Annotated in this window: 17 protein-coding genes; 6 read left to right on the forward strand and 11 right to left on the reverse strand. The window is 71.8% G+C overall.

Annotation, left to right across the window (positions count from 1 at the left end; genetic code table 11):
* Window positions 1–222: hypothetical protein (locus WS96_RS34795; RefSeq protein WP_306454040.1), on the reverse strand; the 222-nt coding region annotated here is incomplete at its 3' end.
* Between the two features lie 79 nt (window positions 223–301).
* On the opposite strand from WS96_RS34795, the gene phbB reads away from it, so the two are divergent.
* Complete coding sequence (gene phbB, locus WS96_RS22770) at window positions 302–1,045, forward strand: acetoacetyl-CoA reductase (protein ID WP_059504379.1); 744 nt, start codon at window positions 302–304, stop codon at window positions 1,043–1,045.
* 108 nt (window positions 1,046–1,153) lie between these two features.
* The gene (locus WS96_RS22775; protein WP_059835606.1) at window positions 1,154–1,360 is read left to right on the forward strand and encodes a hypothetical protein; all 207 of its coding nucleotides are present in this window, start codon (window positions 1,154–1,156) and stop codon (window positions 1,358–1,360) included.
* A 151-nt stretch (window positions 1,361–1,511) separates the two neighbouring features.
* On the opposite strand, the gene WS96_RS22780 is transcribed toward WS96_RS22775, so the two are convergent.
* The 10 genes from WS96_RS22780 to WS96_RS22825 form a co-directional block, all read right to left on the reverse strand.
* Window positions 1,512–1,841, reverse strand: a complete 330-nt coding sequence (locus WS96_RS22780; RefSeq protein WP_034208395.1) for a hypothetical protein — start codon at window positions 1,839–1,841, stop codon at window positions 1,512–1,514.
* Window positions 1,838–2,341 (reverse strand): hotdog family protein, encoded by a 504-nt coding sequence (locus tag WS96_RS22785; protein ID WP_059835608.1) that lies wholly within the window; start codon window positions 2,339–2,341, stop codon window positions 1,838–1,840. Before WS96_RS22785 ends, WS96_RS22780 begins: the two co-directional genes overlap by 4 nt.
* Entirely contained in the window at window positions 2,338–3,156 is an 819-nt protein-coding gene (locus WS96_RS22790; protein WP_059835610.1) for a beta-ketoacyl synthase chain length factor, read from the reverse strand. Before WS96_RS22790 ends, WS96_RS22785 begins: the two co-directional genes overlap by 4 nt.
* 8 nt (window positions 3,157–3,164) lie before the next feature.
* Window positions 3,165–4,376, reverse strand: a complete 1,212-nt coding sequence (locus tag WS96_RS22795) for a beta-ketoacyl-[acyl-carrier-protein] synthase family protein (protein WP_059835612.1) — start codon at window positions 4,374–4,376, stop codon at window positions 3,165–3,167.
* 63 nt (window positions 4,377–4,439) lie between these two features.
* Window positions 4,440–5,324 carry a polysaccharide deacetylase family protein gene (locus WS96_RS22800; RefSeq protein ID WP_059835614.1) on the reverse strand — a complete coding sequence of 295 codons (885 nt, stop codon included), beginning with the start codon at window positions 5,322–5,324 and terminating at the stop codon, window positions 4,440–4,442.
* Window positions 5,321–7,789: an MMPL family transporter gene (locus WS96_RS22805; RefSeq protein WP_059835615.1), complete on the reverse strand. Its 2,469-nt coding sequence runs from the start codon at window positions 7,787–7,789 to the stop codon at window positions 5,321–5,323. The genes WS96_RS22800 and WS96_RS22805 overlap by 4 nt, the downstream gene beginning before the upstream one ends.
* Entirely contained in the window at window positions 7,789–8,430 is a 642-nt protein-coding gene (locus tag WS96_RS22810) for an outer membrane lipoprotein carrier protein LolA (RefSeq protein ID WP_059835617.1), read from the reverse strand. Before WS96_RS22810 ends, WS96_RS22805 begins: the two co-directional genes overlap by 1 nt.
* A complete protein-coding gene (locus WS96_RS22815; RefSeq protein ID WP_059835619.1) occupies window positions 8,427–9,404 on the reverse strand; it encodes an LpxL/LpxP family acyltransferase in 978 nt (325 codons plus the stop codon). The genes WS96_RS22810 and WS96_RS22815 overlap by 4 nt, the downstream gene beginning before the upstream one ends.
* Window positions 9,401–11,152: an AMP-binding protein gene (locus WS96_RS22820; RefSeq protein ID WP_059835621.1), complete on the reverse strand. Its 1,752-nt coding sequence runs from the start codon at window positions 11,150–11,152 to the stop codon at window positions 9,401–9,403. Before WS96_RS22820 ends, WS96_RS22815 begins: the two co-directional genes overlap by 4 nt.
* A gap of 55 nt (window positions 11,153–11,207) precedes the next feature.
* Window positions 11,208–11,861 (reverse strand): hypothetical protein, encoded by a 654-nt coding sequence (locus WS96_RS22825; protein ID WP_059835623.1) that lies wholly within the window; start codon window positions 11,859–11,861, stop codon window positions 11,208–11,210.
* Window positions 11,862–12,434: 573 nt separating this feature from the next.
* On the opposite strand from WS96_RS22825, the gene WS96_RS22830 reads away from it, so the two are divergent.
* The 4 genes from WS96_RS22830 to WS96_RS22845 all read left to right on the forward strand — a co-directional run bounded on the left by WS96_RS22830 (window position 12,435) and on the right by WS96_RS22845 (window position 15,772).
* The gene (locus WS96_RS22830) at window positions 12,435–12,695 is read left to right on the forward strand and encodes a phosphopantetheine-binding protein (RefSeq protein WP_034174668.1); all 261 of its coding nucleotides are present in this window, start codon (window positions 12,435–12,437) and stop codon (window positions 12,693–12,695) included.
* Window positions 12,696–12,819: 124 nt separating this feature from the next.
* Complete coding sequence (gene fabG / locus WS96_RS22835) at window positions 12,820–13,536, forward strand: 3-oxoacyl-ACP reductase FabG (protein ID WP_059835625.1); 717 nt, start codon at window positions 12,820–12,822, stop codon at window positions 13,534–13,536.
* 86 nt (window positions 13,537–13,622) lie between these two features.
* Window positions 13,623–14,864 (forward strand): endoribonuclease L-PSP, encoded by a 1,242-nt coding sequence (locus tag WS96_RS22840; RefSeq protein WP_373557916.1) that lies wholly within the window; start codon window positions 13,623–13,625, stop codon window positions 14,862–14,864.
* A 125-nt stretch (window positions 14,865–14,989) separates the two neighbouring features.
* A complete protein-coding gene (locus WS96_RS22845) occupies window positions 14,990–15,772 on the forward strand; it encodes a glycosyltransferase family 2 protein (protein WP_059835629.1) in 783 nt (260 codons plus the stop codon).
* Window positions 15,773–15,807: the final 35 nt, after the last annotated feature.

The following is a 15,807-nucleotide window of genomic DNA, read 5'->3' on the forward strand; positions in this document are numbered from 1 at the left end:
GTCAAGCGCGATGCGAAGCGCGGGCTGGCGTCGCTGTGCATCGGCGGCGGGATGGGCGTCGCGCTCGCGGTCGAGCGCGCCTGAGCGCGGTGACGGCACGGTTCGCTTGCGGCGCAGGTGGGCGCCGCGGGTGAGCCGGGCGGTTTTCGCGCAAGAAAGGCAGCTAACAATACGCGCGAGGTGCCGGTGCGCACCGTGCCCGCGATGCGGGCGAATGCGCATCGAAGCGGCGGGGCGGCAACATGTGCGATGCCGTCGCCCGGCCTTTCATCGATTACATTTTTTGTCGGTAATTAATAGGATGACTAAGCGAATTGCAGTTGTGACAGGTGGGATGGGCGGCCTCGGCGAAGCAGTCAGCATCCGGTTGAACGACGCGGGTCACCGGGTAGTCGTCACGTATTCGCCGAACAACGCCAACGCGGACCGCTGGCTGACCGAGATGCATGCGGCCGGTCGCGCGTTCCATGCATACCCGGTGGACGTGGCCGATCACGACTCGTGCCGGCAATGCATCGAGAAGATCGTGCGGGACGTCGGCCCGGTCGACATTCTCGTGAACAACGCAGGCATCACGCGCGACATGACGCTGCGCAAGCTCGACAAGGTCAACTGGGACGCGGTGATCCGCACAAACCTCGACTCCGTGTTCAACATGACGAAGCCGGTGTGCGACGGCATGGTCGAGCGCGGCTGGGGCCGCATCGTCAACATTTCGTCGGTGAACGGCTCGAAGGGTTCGGTCGGCCAGACCAACTACGCGGCCGCGAAAGCCGGCATGCACGGCTTCACGAAATCGCTCGCGCTCGAAGTCGCGCGCAAGGGCGTGACGGTGAACACGGTGTCGCCGGGCTATCTCGCGACGAAGATGGTCACCGCGATCCCGCAGGACATCCTCGACACGAAGATCCTCCCGCAGATTCCGGCGGGCCGGCTCGGCAAGCCCGAGGAAGTCGCGGCGCTGGTGGCCTACCTGTGCTCGGAGGAGGCCGGCTTCGTGACGGGCTCCAACATCGCGATCAACGGCGGTCAGCACATGCACTGACGCGCGGCGGCCCGCGCGGCGTTCGAAGCCGTGCAGGCCGCGTTCCCCACTATCCCGTGCCGGAGCGGCGGCAGGCGCGCCGCTCCGGCCTCGCATTCCGGAGAACGCATGGGCGACACCTGGATGGGACTCGTGATCGGCGGCGCGGCGCTGGCCGTCGCGCTGGCGATGGCGATCTCGCTCTACTGGCTCGAGCGGCGCCGCGCGCGGCTGCTGCGGAACTTCGATCATCGCGATTGCTGGCTGATCGCGTACGGCAAGCGCTTCGCGCGCAGGCCGGCGAGGCCGCTGCGCCGCATGCGCGGCTCACGCTGACGGCGGCGCCGGCGCGTCGCGATCGGCGAGCGACCGGGGCCGGTGAGCGACCGGTGAGCGACCGGTGAGCGACCGGTGAGCGACCGGTGAGCGACCGGTGAGCGGCCGAGTCCCGCGCGCATGCCGTCGGCCACGCGCGCGGGACGCGCGATCAGTCGTTCTTCTGGCTTTTTCCCGCCGACTCGCCCGCGTCGTTCTTGTGGAAGATCCGCTTCGTCGTGCGCTTGGTGGCTTCCCAGCCTTCGCGCGACGCATGGGCGACGCCGTGCCCGACCGCCTTCGCGGCGCTCGCGGTCGCGTGGCCGAAGCTGCGCGCCGCGTCGCCGGTCTTGTGCGCGGCTTCCTTCGAATCGCGCTTGATGTCCTGCTTCACTTCCGACATGTCCGCGTGCGCGAGCGGGCTGAGCAGCGCCGAAACGAGCGCGGCGCCAATGAACTGACGAACTTTCACGACCGGTTTCCTTGAGGTAAGCCTCTTCATCGAGGATTCGTGTGGCCGGCGGGCGCCGGTTGAAACGCGCCGGCGGCCGATGCGTCGAGCATCACCGTCGCGCGGCCGGACAGCAGCACGCGCTCGCCGCAGCGCAGCGCGAAGCCGTACAGGACCGAGCGGCCGTCGCCGCTCACGCGTTGCGCGTCGACGGTGAGCGGCTGCTCGACGGTGTCGAGCCGGTCGACGAACGCGTCGACGTTGCGCACGCTCGCGAGATAGCCGACCCGCGGGCGCGCTTCGTGCGCGCCGAGCAGCGCGCCGTGCACGGCCATCGCCTGCGCGGCGTATTCGATGCCGCAGACCGACGCGAGCCGCCCGTGCGCGCGCAGCGGGTTGTGCGGATCGCGGTGGCTCGTCGCGGTGCAGCGGATTCGTTCGGCATCCCACGCATCGACCGAATCGAGCACGCACATCGTGCCGGCGTGCGGAATGTGCGCGGCAATCCACGCATGGTCGAGCGGCGGGGTCAACACGGCCGTTGCGGTCATGGCGCGTGCTCCGCGACGGGTTCGGGCATCGCGACGTCGACCTGCACGCGCGTATCGGCCAGATAGTCGAGCACGACGCGCGTCGACCGCCGCGCGGCGAGCGCATCGAGCAGCGGCAGCACGCGGGCGGCCGGATTGCCGGCGCGCAGTGCGTCGAGTCCGGCATCGGCGAGCGTGGTCGCGGGTGCGTCGGTGAGCTGCACGTCGATGCGGGCGAGCGTGCGCTCGCTTGCTTGCGGTGCAAGCACGAGCGCGACGCCGAACGCGTCGTCGATCGGCCGCACCGTGCGCAGCGGTTCCGGATAGTCGGTGTCGTACGCGATCAGCAGGCTCGGCACGCGATCGACGACGACCTGGCACAGGCTTTCGAGCAGGCCGGCGGCAAAGCTGCCGTCGTGCGCGCACAGGACGTTCGACGTCGCCGTCGAGCGGGTCGCGATGCTCCAGTAGCCGGCCGGGGCATTGTGCACCGAGTTGTGGAAGCGGGTCGGCGACAGCTGGCGATCGTCGCCGGCCAGCGTTTCGCAGATCGCGTGGCAGTTCTGGCCGTCGCCGCCGGATGCGCTGAATACGGTCGCGAGCGTCGCGGCGTCGCGGCCGCTCGCGGCCACCGCTTCGTGGCCGACCGCGAGCGCGGCGCGCACGACGGGGCCCGTGCGACGCCGTTCGGCGGACGGCAGGCCGGCCGGCGGCGGCAGCTCGGTGCGGGCGGGCGCATAGGGCGCGCGGCCTGCGAGCACGTCGGCCGCGTGCGGCCAGTCGTTCAATCCCGGCCCGACGAGGCCGATGCTTTCGATGAAGGCGGTCAGTGTCATGGCGGGCCTCAACGGCGGGCGTGATCGGCGCGGCCGAGGATCAGGCTGCAGTTCGTGCCGCCGAAGCCGAACGAGTTGGAGAGGACGGCGCGCACGCGCGTGTTGCGGCTCGCGAGCAGGTAATCGGCTGCGAGCGCCGGGTCGGGCTGCGTCGTGTTGACGCCGGCCGGCACGAACTGCTCGCGCAGCGCGAGCGCGGCGACGATCGCCTCCAGCGCGCCGGCCGCGCCGAGCGTGTGACCGGTCGCACCCTTCGTCGAGCTGCACGGCGTGCGCGCGAACAGCGCGCCGACCGCACGGCTTTCCGCTGCATCGTTGCTCGGCGTCGCGGTGCCGTGCAGGTTCACGTAGTCGATATCGTCCGGGCCGAGGCCGGCGGACGCGAGCGCCTGCTCGATCGCGGCGCGCGCGCCGCGCCCTTCCGGATGCGGCGACGACATGTGGTGCGCGTCGCTCGATTCGCCGATGCCGAGCAGCAGGATCGCGTCGCCGTCGAGCGCGGCGGGCGGGGCGGAGACGCGCTCGACGAGCGCGAACGCGGCGGCCTCGCCGATCGAGATGCCGTCGCGCGCGACGTCGAACGGCCGGCACGGCCGGCGCGACAGCAGTTCGAGCGAATTGAAGCCGTACAGCGTGGTCAGGCACAGCGAATCGACGCCGCCGACGACGGCCGCGTCGATCAGCCCGGCTTCGATCATGCGGCGCGCGGAGCCGAACACCTTCGCGCCCGACGAGCACGCGGACGAGATCGCCATCGCCGGCCCGCGCAGCGCGAAATACGCGCGCACGAACGCGGCCGGCGAATACGGGTTGTGCGTGTGTGCGTAGCGGAAATCGGCCGGCAGCGCGCCGCTCGCCGGGTCGCGGCGCCGGTACGCGCGTTCGGTTTCGAGGATGCCGGCCGTGCTCGTGCCGACGAACACGCCGACGCGTGCGGCGCCGTAGCGTGCGACGGCCGCCGCGACGCGTGCGTCGAAGCCGTCCTGCGTCAGGCCGAGTTGCGCGAGGCGGTTGTTGCGGCATTCGAAGTCGGCGAGATCGGCGCGCACGGGGTGCGCATCGACGCCGTCCACCGCGCCGATCCACGTGTCGAGGTCCGCACGCTCGAAGTTGCACGGCACGAGTCCGCCGCGGGCGTGGCGCAGCGCATCGAGGGTCGCGCCGAGGCCGCGCCCGATGCAGCTGGTGGCGGTGAAGTGCGAGAGCAGGAGAGGTTTCACGAGGGTCGCTTCCGGTGGCCGGAACGGGCGCTGCAGCAGGGCTGGCGGGCGCGCCGTTCGAGGTCAGATTTTATCAAACGGGGGTGCCGGAACGCCCGGCTGGCCGGACGGTTCGGGCGCGAGCGCCGCGCGCAAGGTGGTCCAGTGCAGTTGCGCATCGGCGGCCGCGCGCAGCACGTCGTGCAGCACGTCGAGCACGATTGGTTCGCCGCGCGCGTCGCGCGCCGCATGACCGTCGTGGACCAGCAGGATGTCGCGCGCATCGAGGCCGTGCAGCAGGCGGCGCGTGACGGTCGCGGCGTCGTGCGCACGCGTGTCGAAGCCGCGTCGCGTCCAGCTCGCGAGTTGCAGGCCGAGTTCGCACAGCACCGGTTCGAGAAACGGATTGCGCAGGCCGGCCGGCGCGCGGAAGAACAGCGGGCGCGTGCCGGCGACGTCGGTCAGCGTCTGCTGCGCGGCCGCGATTTCGCGTCGCAGCGCGGCCGGCCCCGACAGCGAGAACGTATGGCGGTGCCGCTGGCTGTGGTTCTCGACCGCATGGCCGCGCGCGACGATCGCCTCGATCCAGCGCGGATGGCGGCGCGCGAGATCGCCGATGCAGAAGAACGTCGCGCGCGCGTCGTAACGGTCGAGCAGGTCGAGCACGCGCGGCGTGACGTCCGGGTCCGGGCCGTCGTCGACCGTCAGCGCGATGCGGCGGCCCGCGCCGGGCGGCAGGCGCGTCCAGTTCGGGCCGAGCAGCGTGCTGCGCGGCCACAGGCCGGCCGCGGTCAGCGCGAGATGCGATGCGACCACGCTGCCGACGGCCCACGGCCACGTGGCCGGTTGCGCGATCGCGGCGGCGGCCGCGCCGGCGTGCAGCGCGGCGGCGCCCGCGATCAGCGGCGTGGGTTTCCAGCGCCGCGCGTTGCCGGCGTGGTGCGGCGGAACCGACGACGGCGCATTCATGCGCGGCCTCCTCGTTCGCGATGGCCGAGCGCCGGTGCGGCGCGCGGCGCGAGAATCGCCGCGAACGCGAGCGCGAGCATCGCGCCGGGGCCGACGGTCAGCCCGAAGGTTTCGAGCAGCGGCACGCGCGACAGCGCGAGCAGCCCGAAGCCGGCGACCGTCGCGAGGTTCGCGATCAGCAGCGACACCAGCGTGTACGGCGTGACGGGCTGCGTGTCGTCGCGCCGGCAGAAGAACAGCGCGTAGTTCGAGCCGACCGCGACGATCAGCAGCATCCCGACGAGATGCAGGATCGTCAGCGGTACGCCGGCGAGCGCGAAGCCCGCCGTCACGACCAGCACGGCCGCGACGAGCGGCGCGAGGGCGCGCACCGCGCGGCGCGGCGAGCGCAGCGCGATCAGCAGCAGCACGGCGATCGCGGCGAACCCGGCGAGCGACAACCGGATGTCCTCGTGCACATAGCTCACGTACAGCCGATCGGCTTCGGTTTTCATGTCGACGAACAGCGCATCGGGCACGCCCGCGCGCGCGACGGCGGCGCGAATCGGCGCGGCGTCGAGGCTCGACGCCGGCGGCGCGGCGCGGGCGGCGTCCGGCGCACGCAGCGGCAGCATCGCGCTCCAGCGGCCGTCGCGTTCGGTCAGCAGCGCATCGACGGCGAGCGCCATCGACGTGCCGCGCAGGTCCGCGCGCGTCAGCAGCGGTGCGCGACGCGCGGCGTCGACGTCGGCGAGGAACGGCGCGAACAGGTCGGGCTTGACCGCGATCGGCTGGTGCGCGACGGCGTCGCGCATCCGTGCGGCAAGCGCGTCCGCATCCGGCAGGCTCGTCCGGCGCGCGCGCTGCGCGGCGTCGCTCGGCAGGTAGCGGGCAGGGTTTTCGAAACCGCCGAGCGTGCCCCGGTCGACGAGCGGCTGCAGTTGCGCGGCGACTTTTTCCGCGCCTTCGAGTGCGGCCTGTTCGGTCGGCGCGGCGATCACGACGAGATAGCGCACGTCGGGCGCGCCGACATCCGCGCGCAGCCGTGCGTCGAGCGCCTGCGCTGGCGCCGGCACGGGGCTGAGCGCGGCGAGCTCGCGGCTCCACAGATTGTCGCGATGCAGCGCGAGGGTCGCGCATGCGGCGACCACGAGCACCGCGAGCGGCCAGCGCAGCCGCGGCGCGGCGTCGGCCGCGCGCGCGAGCACGGCGCCGACGCGCGAGACGTCGCGGATCGCGACATGCTCGCCGCGCAGGTGCGGCAGCACGAAGCGCGTGACGAGCGCGGCGGCCGTCAGCCCGACGATCGAATAGAGCCCGAGCTGCACGAGGCCCGGGAATCCGGAGAACAGCATCGACGCGAATCCGCACACCGACGTCAGCACGCCGAGCCGGATCGTCGGCCAGTACGCGGCGACCCACGCGCGCGTGGCGTCGGCCGGGCGCGCGGCGCCACGCGTGCCGGCCTGCGCCGATTGCACGAACAGGTAGATCGAATAGTCGACGGCTTCGCCGATCAGCGTCGTACCGAACCCGAGCGTCAGCCCGTGGACCGTGCCGAACGCGACGCCGACCGCCGCGATCCCGGCCGCGACGCCCGTCAGCACCGGCAGCAGGCCGAGCGCGAGCGTGCGCGGCGAACGGTACAGCGTGAGCAGCAGCGCGACGATCAGCACGACGCTTGCCGTCGACAACCGTTCGACGTCGTGCCGGATCGTGTCGCGCGTGTCGACCGAGAACACGCCGGGGCCCGTCATCGCGAGCGTGGTGGCCGCCGCATTCGGGATGGCCCGTTTTGCGGCGGCGAACGCGCGACGCACCGTGTCGATCGCGCGTGCCTGCGCATCGGTATCGGAGCCGGCGGCGGCCGTCTGGACGACCAGCACCGCGCGCGTGCCGTCGCGCGACGCCCACACGCCGTCGCGGCTCGCCGGTTCGGCCGCGCGGTCGAGGCCGTCGACGAGCGCGGCGACTTCGCCGGTCGGGTCGCGCGGCAGCATCGCTTTCGCGACGAGGCCGGCCGACGAACTCAAAAGGTCGAGGCTGTCGCCGAGCGCTCGGTGCAGGCCGTCGGCGCTGAAGCGCTGCGGCGTGACGGCCGGGCTCAACAGATAGCGGTGATCGAAGATGAATTGCCGGTCGCGCGCGTCGTTCGTGGCTGCGCCGTTGTGCACGGCCGCGAACTGCGGATCGGCGCGCAGCGTGTCGGCGACGCGCCGCGACAGCGCGGCGCGCGTGCTCGCATCGCCGCCGTCGATCGCGACGAGGATCAGGCGCGACACGATGCCGTCGCGCAACTGGTCGACGAGCACGCGTTGCCCGGCGCTCGGCGCATTCGGCAGGAACGCGGACAGGTCGGCCGTGAAGTGCGCGCGCCCGATCGCGACGCCGCACACGGCGAGCGCGAGCAGCCACACGAGCACCGCGCGCTGCCGCCACGTGGGCACGCGGCGCGCGATGGGAGAGGGGCGCGTGCGATCGTCCATCAGTTCGCGTCCGCCGCAACGGGGTGCAGGCGCATCACCGAACGATCGCCGTCGGCCTGCCGGATCGCGACGCTGCGCAACACGTCGCGCGTGCCGTCGAGCGTGATCGTGCTGACGACCTTCAGCATCCGCGAGTCGAGCGGCGTGAGCGTCAGCGTCCAGTCGTCGCCGCGTCCGGAAAGCGCGACCTTGTACACCTGCTCGAGCGCGAAGCGGTTGCCGGCGAGCGTCGCGCGGATGCTGTCGATGAACGCGCCGAGCTCCGGATAGCGCGCGAGCGCGAGCGTGTACTTGCGGTTGTTGCGCTCGACGGTGAGCATGTCGCCGTCGACGACGAGGTGTTCGGGCTTCGGGCTCAGCGTGTGTTTTTCAAGGTGGTCGGGCGCGACGAACACCAGCTCGCCCGACGATTCGATCGGCTGCGCGGCGATCGACAGGGTCTTCGTCTCGGTGAAGGTCGCGCGGCCCGACTTGTGCTGCGCGAGCGTCGACATCAGCCGGTCGAGGCTCCACGCCGGTCCGGCGTCGGCCGCGTGCGCGGGCGCGGCCAGCGCAATCGCGGCGGCGCCGGCGGCGAGCACGCGGGCGACGCGGGGCAACGAAAACGAGAACGGGAACGGGCGGCGGCGAACGGCGGTCATGCGTCGGAATCCCTCGTGGCGGGCAGGTCGGCGCCGGTGCGCACCGCGTCGCGGCGCGCGGCCGCGGCATCGCCGTCTTGCCAGAAATCGAAATAGTTGAACCAGTTGTACGGCGCCATGCGGCAGTATTTGTCGAGCAGCGCGACGTAGCGCGCGAGTGCCGCATCGACCGCCGCCGCACGCGCGTCGCGCCGCACGTCGGAGAAATCGGCGAGCGTCTCGAAATGCACGTCGTAGCGGTTGCCGTCGCGATAAAGGCCCGTCATGAAGATCACCGGGCGCTTCAGCATCGCGGCCATGTAAAGCGGGCCGAGCGGGAACGCGGCCGGCGCGCCGAGCAGCGGCAAGCGTCGCAGCGACGCGGCCGCGTCGTCGAGCAGCGTGCGATCGGCGAGCATGCCGACCATGCAGTTCGCGTCGAGGCGCTCGCGCACCTTCAGCATCGAGTCGACCTGCCCGAGCGGAATCACTTCCGGCTGCGCGGCCGGGTTCACCGCGGCGAGCGTCGCGTTGATCTTGCGCGCGTTCTTTTCGTACATCGTGACGACCACGCGCAGGTCCGGATGCGTGCGGCCGATCGCGCGCACGACCTCGAAGCTGCCGAGGTGCGCGCCCATCAGGAACGCGCCGCGACCGCCCGCGAGCGCGTCGTCGACGAGCGTCTCGCCGTGCAACCGAATGTCGAACAGGTCGAAGCGCCCGTTCATCAGGTAGACGCGATCGTGGATCGTCGCCGCGAACGTGAACACGTGCCGGTACACGTCGCGCCAGCGCGCGGGGCGGCCGAGCACGCGGCGCAGGTAGTCGCGCGACGCCGCGCACGCGACCGGCGAGAACAGCACGAAATACGTCGCGATCAGGTGCAGCACGATGCGCGCGCGCTGCCGGCCGAAGCGCAGCGAAATCCACGTCATCGCGCGCAGCAAGCCCGCGTTGCTGCGCTCCTGGCGCTCGGCCCACGCGGTGCGCTTCATGGCTGCGCGCCGTCCTGCGCGGGCAGCGGTGCGGACAGCACGCCGGTCGCGACCTCGCGCGACCCGGCGCGCACCGTGAAGCGGATCGCGCCGCTAGCCGCGGCGTCGTACGCGAGCGCGAGCGCTTCGCCGGGCGCGACCGGGCTCAGGAATTTCGCGGATCCGAGCCGCCACGCATGCAGCGGACGGTTCAGCGCCGCGCCGATCGTGTGGATCGCGTGATCGAGCAGCACGACGCCCGGCACGACCGGATGGCCGGGGAAGTGGCCGGGCAGCGCGGGATGGTCGGCGGCGATCGTGAACGCGAGCACGGGCGCGCCGGCCGGGTCGTGCGCGGCCGGCGGCGCGGCCGTCGTGCCCCCGCCACGCGCATGTTGCGCCACGAGCGCGGCCAGTACGTCGCGCGGCAGCTTGCCCGTTTCATTGCGCGGCAGCGCATCGACGAACACGAGCGGGCGCGGCATGAACGCGGGATCGATCCGCTCGCGCAGCGCGCGTTGCAGATCGGCGGCCGCGAGCGTCGGCGCGACGACCAGCGCGACGAGGCGCGTGACCGGCTCGAGGGCGGTGTCGCCCTGTGCGGGCGCAGCTTCGTCGGGCATGAAGAACACGCCGTCGACCACCTGGGGAATCGCGTTGAGCTGATGGTTCAGGTACGCGAGCGACGTGCGCTTGCCGGCGATGTTGACGAGATCGGCCTTGCGGCCGTGCAGCAGGAACCGGCCGCCGCCGAGCAGTTCGAGCGCATCGCCCATCGGCACGGGCGCCTCGACGTGTCCGCCCGATACCCAGACCGTCGGCCCGCCGTCGTCGCCGTCCGGGGCGTCGCGGGCGTCGAGCCGGATATCCGGGAACGGTTCCCACGCCGCGCCTTGCGACGTGCGACGGGTCGCGATCTGGCCGGTCTCGGTGCTGCCGTAGATCTCGACGAGCGGCGCGTCGAGCGCGGCCTCGGCCTCGCACGCGAGCTTCTCCGACAGCGGTGCGGTGGCCGACAGCACCAGCGCCGCGCGCGGCAGCGCATGGCCGGCCGACAGCAGCGCCCGCAAGTGGATCGGCGACGTGACGAGCACGCGCGGCTGCGGGATCGCGTCGAGTTCGTCGCGAATGTCGCCCGGGTAGAACGGCTGGCGATTGCTGAACGCGAGGCCGCCGATCAGCGCGAGCAGCACCGTCGATTCGAAGCCGTACATGTGCTGCGCGGGCACCGTGCCGATCAGCGTGGCCGCGCGGCCATCGAGCAGCCCGAGGCGATCGGCCGCCGCGTGCACGCAGCCGACCAGGAAGCCCCAGGTCTTGCGGTGCGGCACCGGCGCGCCGGTCGAGCCGGACGTGAACACGTAGGCCACGATCCGCGCCGCGTCGATCTGCGGGACGGCGAACGGTGCGTCGCTCGCGCGTTCGTCGGGCGCGGCATCGGGATACGCGACGCGCGGCAGGTCGATCGTGCAATCGGGCGCATCGTGCAGGCAGAACGCGTCGGGCGCGAACGACGCGAGCTGGCGAACCATTTCCGGCGTGTGCGTCGACGGCAGCAGGCTGATCTTGCCGGCGACGAGCGCTGCGCACAGGCTGACCGCGAAGCGATAGCGGTCGCGGCACACGTTGAACACGTGGCCGCCCGCGGGCAGCGCGGCGGCCACGCGCGCGACGTCGGCGACGAATGCGCGCACGGTGACGGGCGAGCCGTCGCGCCAGGCGATCGTCTGGTCGGGCGAGGCATGGAATACCAGCGGGTGAGTCGGCATAAATCGGTCAAGGGGACGAAGGCCGCGCGGCCGTGGGGCCGCGCCGGTCATGAATTCATTGCGAGGCCTGCGTGGCGTGGGCGGACGCGCGATACGCGCGCACCGCGTCGATCATGCGCGGCCGTGGCTCGTGCGGCAGCGCGACACGCCGGCACGCATGCTCGGCGGCGAACATCACGGCGACGAGCGGCAGCGACAGGTAGTTCGCGAAGGTCGACCACGTCACGATCGGCGCGGTCGCGAACAGCAGCGTCGACACGGCGGCGATCGCGACGAAGAACAACGCCCATGCGAGCGTGATCCGCCGCGTGTAGCGCGCGACGGCCGGCGTGACCGTGCCGTGGATCATCGCCGCGAAGCGCGTGCACAGCGGCACGTCGCCGGCCGCGAGCGTGCGGCCGAACAGCAGCGCCATCGCGACGTTGAAGCTCACGTGCTCCAGATACAGGCCCCATTCGAAGTGCCGCGCGAGCGGGGCGCGCGCGGCCCACAGCGCGGCGGCGGCCAGCAGCCATGCCGGCACGAGCCAGGTGCGCCGCGGCGAGCGCCACGCCGCGCCCAGCGCGAGCAGCAGCGGCGGCACGAGCGCCATCGCGAGGCCGAAGCCGTGCGCGCCGGGTGTCGCGCTCGCGTAATGCGCGCCGGCCTGATAGGCGGCCACGGCGCCGATCGCCGCGACGCCGCGCACGGCGGGCAGCAGCCGGCTCATCGGGGGCCTCCGGCGGCGCGGCGCGCACGCCGGCCGGCGGCCGGGCGGCAGCGGCTGACGGGCGGGCGAACCGGAACGGAGCGCAAGGGCGGACGCGGTATCACTGGAGACATTGGGTGAATCGTGGACGGAACGCGCGGGCGGGCCGTCGAAACATCATATGAATGGCGGCCGGGACGCGGGTCCGGGCCGGTGGTCGGGCACGCTCATTTTAGGGCCGCGGCAGCGCGGGTTCGGGGCGGCCGCGACCGGGTTTTGTAACCGATTGTATGGCACCGGACGAACGATTTTGCGGGGTCGGTCCATTTCCGTCCAAAGCGGCTCAAGCGTCTCGTGCATTCGCGCCCGAAACGGGCCGCTGCGGCGGCTCGCCAGTCTTGTAACCATTCGCGGTATACGGCCCGATACCCTTCGTCTAGAATCCGCGTAACTTTTACAAACGATCCCCAAACGACGCAGGCGGGGAAGCCGGCAGAGGCCGGAGGGACGGAGATTCGCACGCGCCGGGCGTGCACGACGGCTTGCCGTTTCCGGGCGCCTCCCGCTGCCGCGGGCCGCCTGCACGCACCCATGATGAACGCACTGGAACAAGAGCTCGCCACGCTGATCATCGGCGAACTGAATCTCGAAGACGTCCCGCTCGACACGGTGACGGCCGATACCCCGCTGTATGGCGAAGGTTTCGGGCTCGATTCCATCGACATCCTGGAAATCGCGCTGCTGATTTCGAAGAAATACGGCTTCGAACTGCGCTCGGACAATCCGGACAACCAGACGATCTTTGCGACGCTCGGTGCGCTGGCTGCCTACGTCGCCGCGCATCGCACGAAGTGACGGCGTCGCGCACGGGCGTCGCGCACGGGCGCGGCGCAACGGCGAAGACGGCATGCGGCGGCGCGCGAAGGACGATGCGCGGCCGCGTCGATCGAGGTGACAACGCAATGAACGGAGCCATTCGATGCGGGCGCTCGTGACGGGCGGCAGCGGCGCGCTCGGGCAGGCGATCTGCACGGCGCTCGCGCAAGCCGGCCATGAAGTATGGGTGCATGCGAACCGCCATCTCGCGCAGGCGCAGGCCGTCGCGCAGCAGATCGTCGCGGCCGGCGGCGCCGCGCACGCGATCGCGTTCGACGTGACCGACGCCGATGCGACGCTCGCCGCGCTGCAGCCGTTCATCGACGATGCGCCGGTGCAGATCCTCGTCAACAACGCGGGCATTCACGACGACGCGCCGATGGCCGGCATGTCGCGCCGGCAATGGCACAGCGTGATCGACGTGACGCTCAACGGCTTTTTCAACGTCACGCAGCCGCTGCTGCTGCCGATGATCCGCACGCGGCGCGGACGGATCGTCAACATCGCATCGGTGGCCGGCGTGACGGGCAATCGCGGGCAAGCCAACTACGCGGCCGCGAAGGCGGGGCTGATCGGCGCGACGAAGTCGCTGTCGCTGGAGCTCGCGTCGCGCGGCATCACCGTGAACGCGGTGGCGCCCGGCATCATCGCGTCGCCGATGGCCGAACAGGCGTTTCCCGCCGAACGGATCAAGCAGCTCGTGCCCGCGCAACGCGCGGGCCGGCCCGACGAAGTCGCGGCGATGGTCGCGTATCTGGTGTCCGACGCTGCGGCCTATGTGACGGGGCAGGTGTTGTCCGTCAACGGCGGGCTCGCATGACGAAGCGCCGCGTCGGCCTGACGTAGCGCAACGCGGTGCAGGGCCGCGGTGTCGGGCGGGCGGCGCCATCTAGTGAGGAAATCGAAGTGTCCGTGCATCCAGTCCACGCCGAACGGCGCCCGTGTTCCCCGTTGCCCGCCGCCGCGCCGTTCGCGCACGGCGACGGCCGCGCGCTGCGGCTCGTCCGGATGAGCGACGCGCGGCTCGTCGCGCTGCTGCACGATGCGCACCGCGGCGGCGACGGACTCGAGCGCGCGTTTCCCGGCGTACTGGGCGCGGTGTGTATCGGCGCAGCCGGAACGCCGGACGAGTCGCGCGCGGAGGCGATGGCACGGATGCTGACCGATGCCGCGCCCGGCCTGCCGGTCGCGCCGGTGCAGATGGCGCTGCTCGGCGCCGAGGTCGCGCCGGGCGATGCCGTCTGCGAACTGTGGCAATGCACTGCGCACGACTTGCGCAGCGCGCGGCGCGGTGCGCTGCGCTATCGCTACAGCGATGCGGCGGGGCTCGTGTTCGGTAGCCTCGTCGTGCACGAGACGGATACAGCCTGCGACGCACCGCACGACGGCGGCACGCCGCTCGAACGCGCGACGTTCGACGCGTACCGCGCGCTGTTCGACCTGCTCGATACGCTCGGCATGCCGCATCCGCTGCGGATCTGGAATACCGTGCCGGCGATCAATGCGGTGCAGGACGGGATCGAGCGCTACCGTCAGTTCAACATCGGCCGTCAGCGTGCGTTCGACGCGTGCCGCCGTGCATTGACGGGCAGCGTGCCTGCCGCGTGCGCGCTCGGCTCGGTCGTGCCGGTCGCGGGTGACGCGTCGCCGGCCGCGCCGCTCGCGATCTACTTCCTCGCGAGCCGGACGCCGGCCGATTCCGTCGAGAATCCGCGCCAGGTCAGCGCGTATCACTATCCGGTGCAGTACGGCCCGCGTGCGCCGACGTTCGCGCGCGCCGCCGCGTGGGCGGACGGCGACGCGACGCCGCTGCTGTTCGTATCGGGCACCGCGAGCATCGTCGGGCACCGCACCGTGCATCGCGGCGACGTCGTCGCGCAGACGCGCGAGACGGTCGCGAACCTCGCGGCGGTGCTCGAGCAGGCCGCGCGGCAGGGGCACGGCCCGTTCTCGCTCGCCGACCTGAGCTATCGCGTCTACGTGCGCGACGCCGGCGATACCGCGACGCTGGCCGCGATCGGCCAAGTGCTGCGCGAGGCGGCCGGTCCTCACGTGCGGCCGCTGTTCGTTCACGCGGACGTCTGTCGCGACGACCTGCTGGTCGAGATCGAGGCCAGCGCCGGCCATGCCGCGGAGTGGCTGTCATGAAGCGCGAGAGCCTCACGATCCGGCAGCCGGTCCGGCATGCGGCCGGTGTCGACGACGCGTGTCGGCGGTCGTCGGCACGTCATACACTTTTGTCAGGATCCCCGTCTTCGCCCTCGGCTGTTCCCATGTCCAAGCTGCACGCATCGTCCACTCATCTCGTCCTGATTCCCAGCTACAACCCGGGCGCCAAGGTCGATACGACCGTGCGCCAAGCACGCGAGCAGTGGAATCCGGTGTGGGTCGTCGTCGACGGCAGCACCGACGGCAGCGCCGAACGGCTGCAGGCGATGGCCGAGCGCGATCCCGGCTTGCGCGTGATCGTGCTGCCGGAGAATCGCGGCAAGGGCGCCGCAGTGCTCGCGGGGCTCGACGCGGCCGCCGCGAGCGGCTTCACGCACGTGCTGACGATGGATTCCGACGGCCAGCATCCGGCCGGCCTGATTCCCGCTTTCATGGCGGCATCGCAGGCCGCGCCCGACGCGATGGTGCTCGGCGTGCCGAAGTTCGATGCGAGCGCGCCGCAGTTGCGCGTGCAGGGGCGCCGGCTGTCGAACGCATGGGCCGACCTCGAGACGCTGTGGGCCGGGATCGGCGATTCGCTGTACGGCTTTCGGGTCTATCCGGTCGCGCCGCTGGCGGCGATCATGCGGCGCCAGCCGTGGATGCGCGGCTTCGACTTCGATCCCGAAGCGGCCGTGCGGCTGTGCTGGGCCGGCGTGCGCCCGATCCGCATCGACGCGCCGGTGCGCTATTTCGGCCGCCACGAAGGCGGCGTGTCGCACTTTCACTACGGCCGCGACAACGCGCTGCTCGCGTGGATGCACTTGCGTCTTTTCACCGGCTTCGCGATGCGGCTACCGATGCTGGTCGCGCGCCGTCTGGCGCGGCGCCGCGACCAGACGGCCTGAGCGAAGGCCCGCCCGTTTTCCGTCCCGTTCGCCGC

Source organism: Burkholderia sp. MSMB1835 (assembly GCF_001526365.1).
Taxonomy (GTDB): Bacteria; Pseudomonadota; Gammaproteobacteria; order Burkholderiales; family Burkholderiaceae; genus Burkholderia.

Bases quoted from the DNA above. Each gene is read 5' to 3' on its own strand.
- WS96_RS22800 (WP_059835614.1), bottom strand. From the start codon at position 5,324: ATGAATGCGCCGTCGTCGGTTCCGCCGCACCACGCCGGCAACGCGCGG.
- WS96_RS22845 (WP_059835629.1), top strand. From the start codon at position 14,990: ATGTCCAAGCTGCACGCATCGTCCACTCATCTCGTCCTGATTCCCAGC.
- WS96_RS22830 (WP_034174668.1), top strand. From the start codon at position 12,435: ATGAACGCACTGGAACAAGAGCTCGCCACGCTGATCATCGGCGAACTG.
- WS96_RS22805 (WP_059835615.1), bottom strand. From the start codon at position 7,789: ATGGACGATCGCACGCGCCCCTCTCCCATCGCGCGCCGCGTGCCCACG.
- WS96_RS22790 (WP_059835610.1), bottom strand. From the start codon at position 3,156: ATGACACTGACCGCCTTCATCGAAAGCATCGGCCTCGTCGGGCCGGGA.
- WS96_RS22785 (WP_059835608.1), bottom strand. From the start codon at position 2,341: ATGACCGCAACGGCCGTGTTGACCCCGCCGCTCGACCATGCGTGGATT.
- WS96_RS22825 (WP_059835623.1), bottom strand. From the start codon at position 11,861: ATGAGCCGGCTGCTGCCCGCCGTGCGCGGCGTCGCGGCGATCGGCGCC.
- WS96_RS22810 (WP_059835617.1), bottom strand. From the start codon at position 8,430: ATGACCGCCGTTCGCCGCCGCCCGTTCCCGTTCTCGTTTTCGTTGCCC.
- WS96_RS22820 (WP_059835621.1), bottom strand. From the start codon at position 11,152: ATGCCGACTCACCCGCTGGTATTCCATGCCTCGCCCGACCAGACGATC.
- WS96_RS22775 (WP_059835606.1), top strand. From the start codon at position 1,154: ATGGGCGACACCTGGATGGGACTCGTGATCGGCGGCGCGGCGCTGGCC.
- WS96_RS22780 (WP_034208395.1), bottom strand. From the start codon at position 1,841: ATGAAGAGGCTTACCTCAAGGAAACCGGTCGTGAAAGTTCGTCAGTTC.
- phbB (WP_059504379.1), top strand. From the start codon at position 302: ATGACTAAGCGAATTGCAGTTGTGACAGGTGGGATGGGCGGCCTCGGC.
- fabG (WP_059835625.1), top strand. From the start codon at position 12,820: ATGCGGGCGCTCGTGACGGGCGGCAGCGGCGCGCTCGGGCAGGCGATC.
- WS96_RS22815 (WP_059835619.1), bottom strand. From the start codon at position 9,404: ATGAAGCGCACCGCGTGGGCCGAGCGCCAGGAGCGCAGCAACGCGGGC.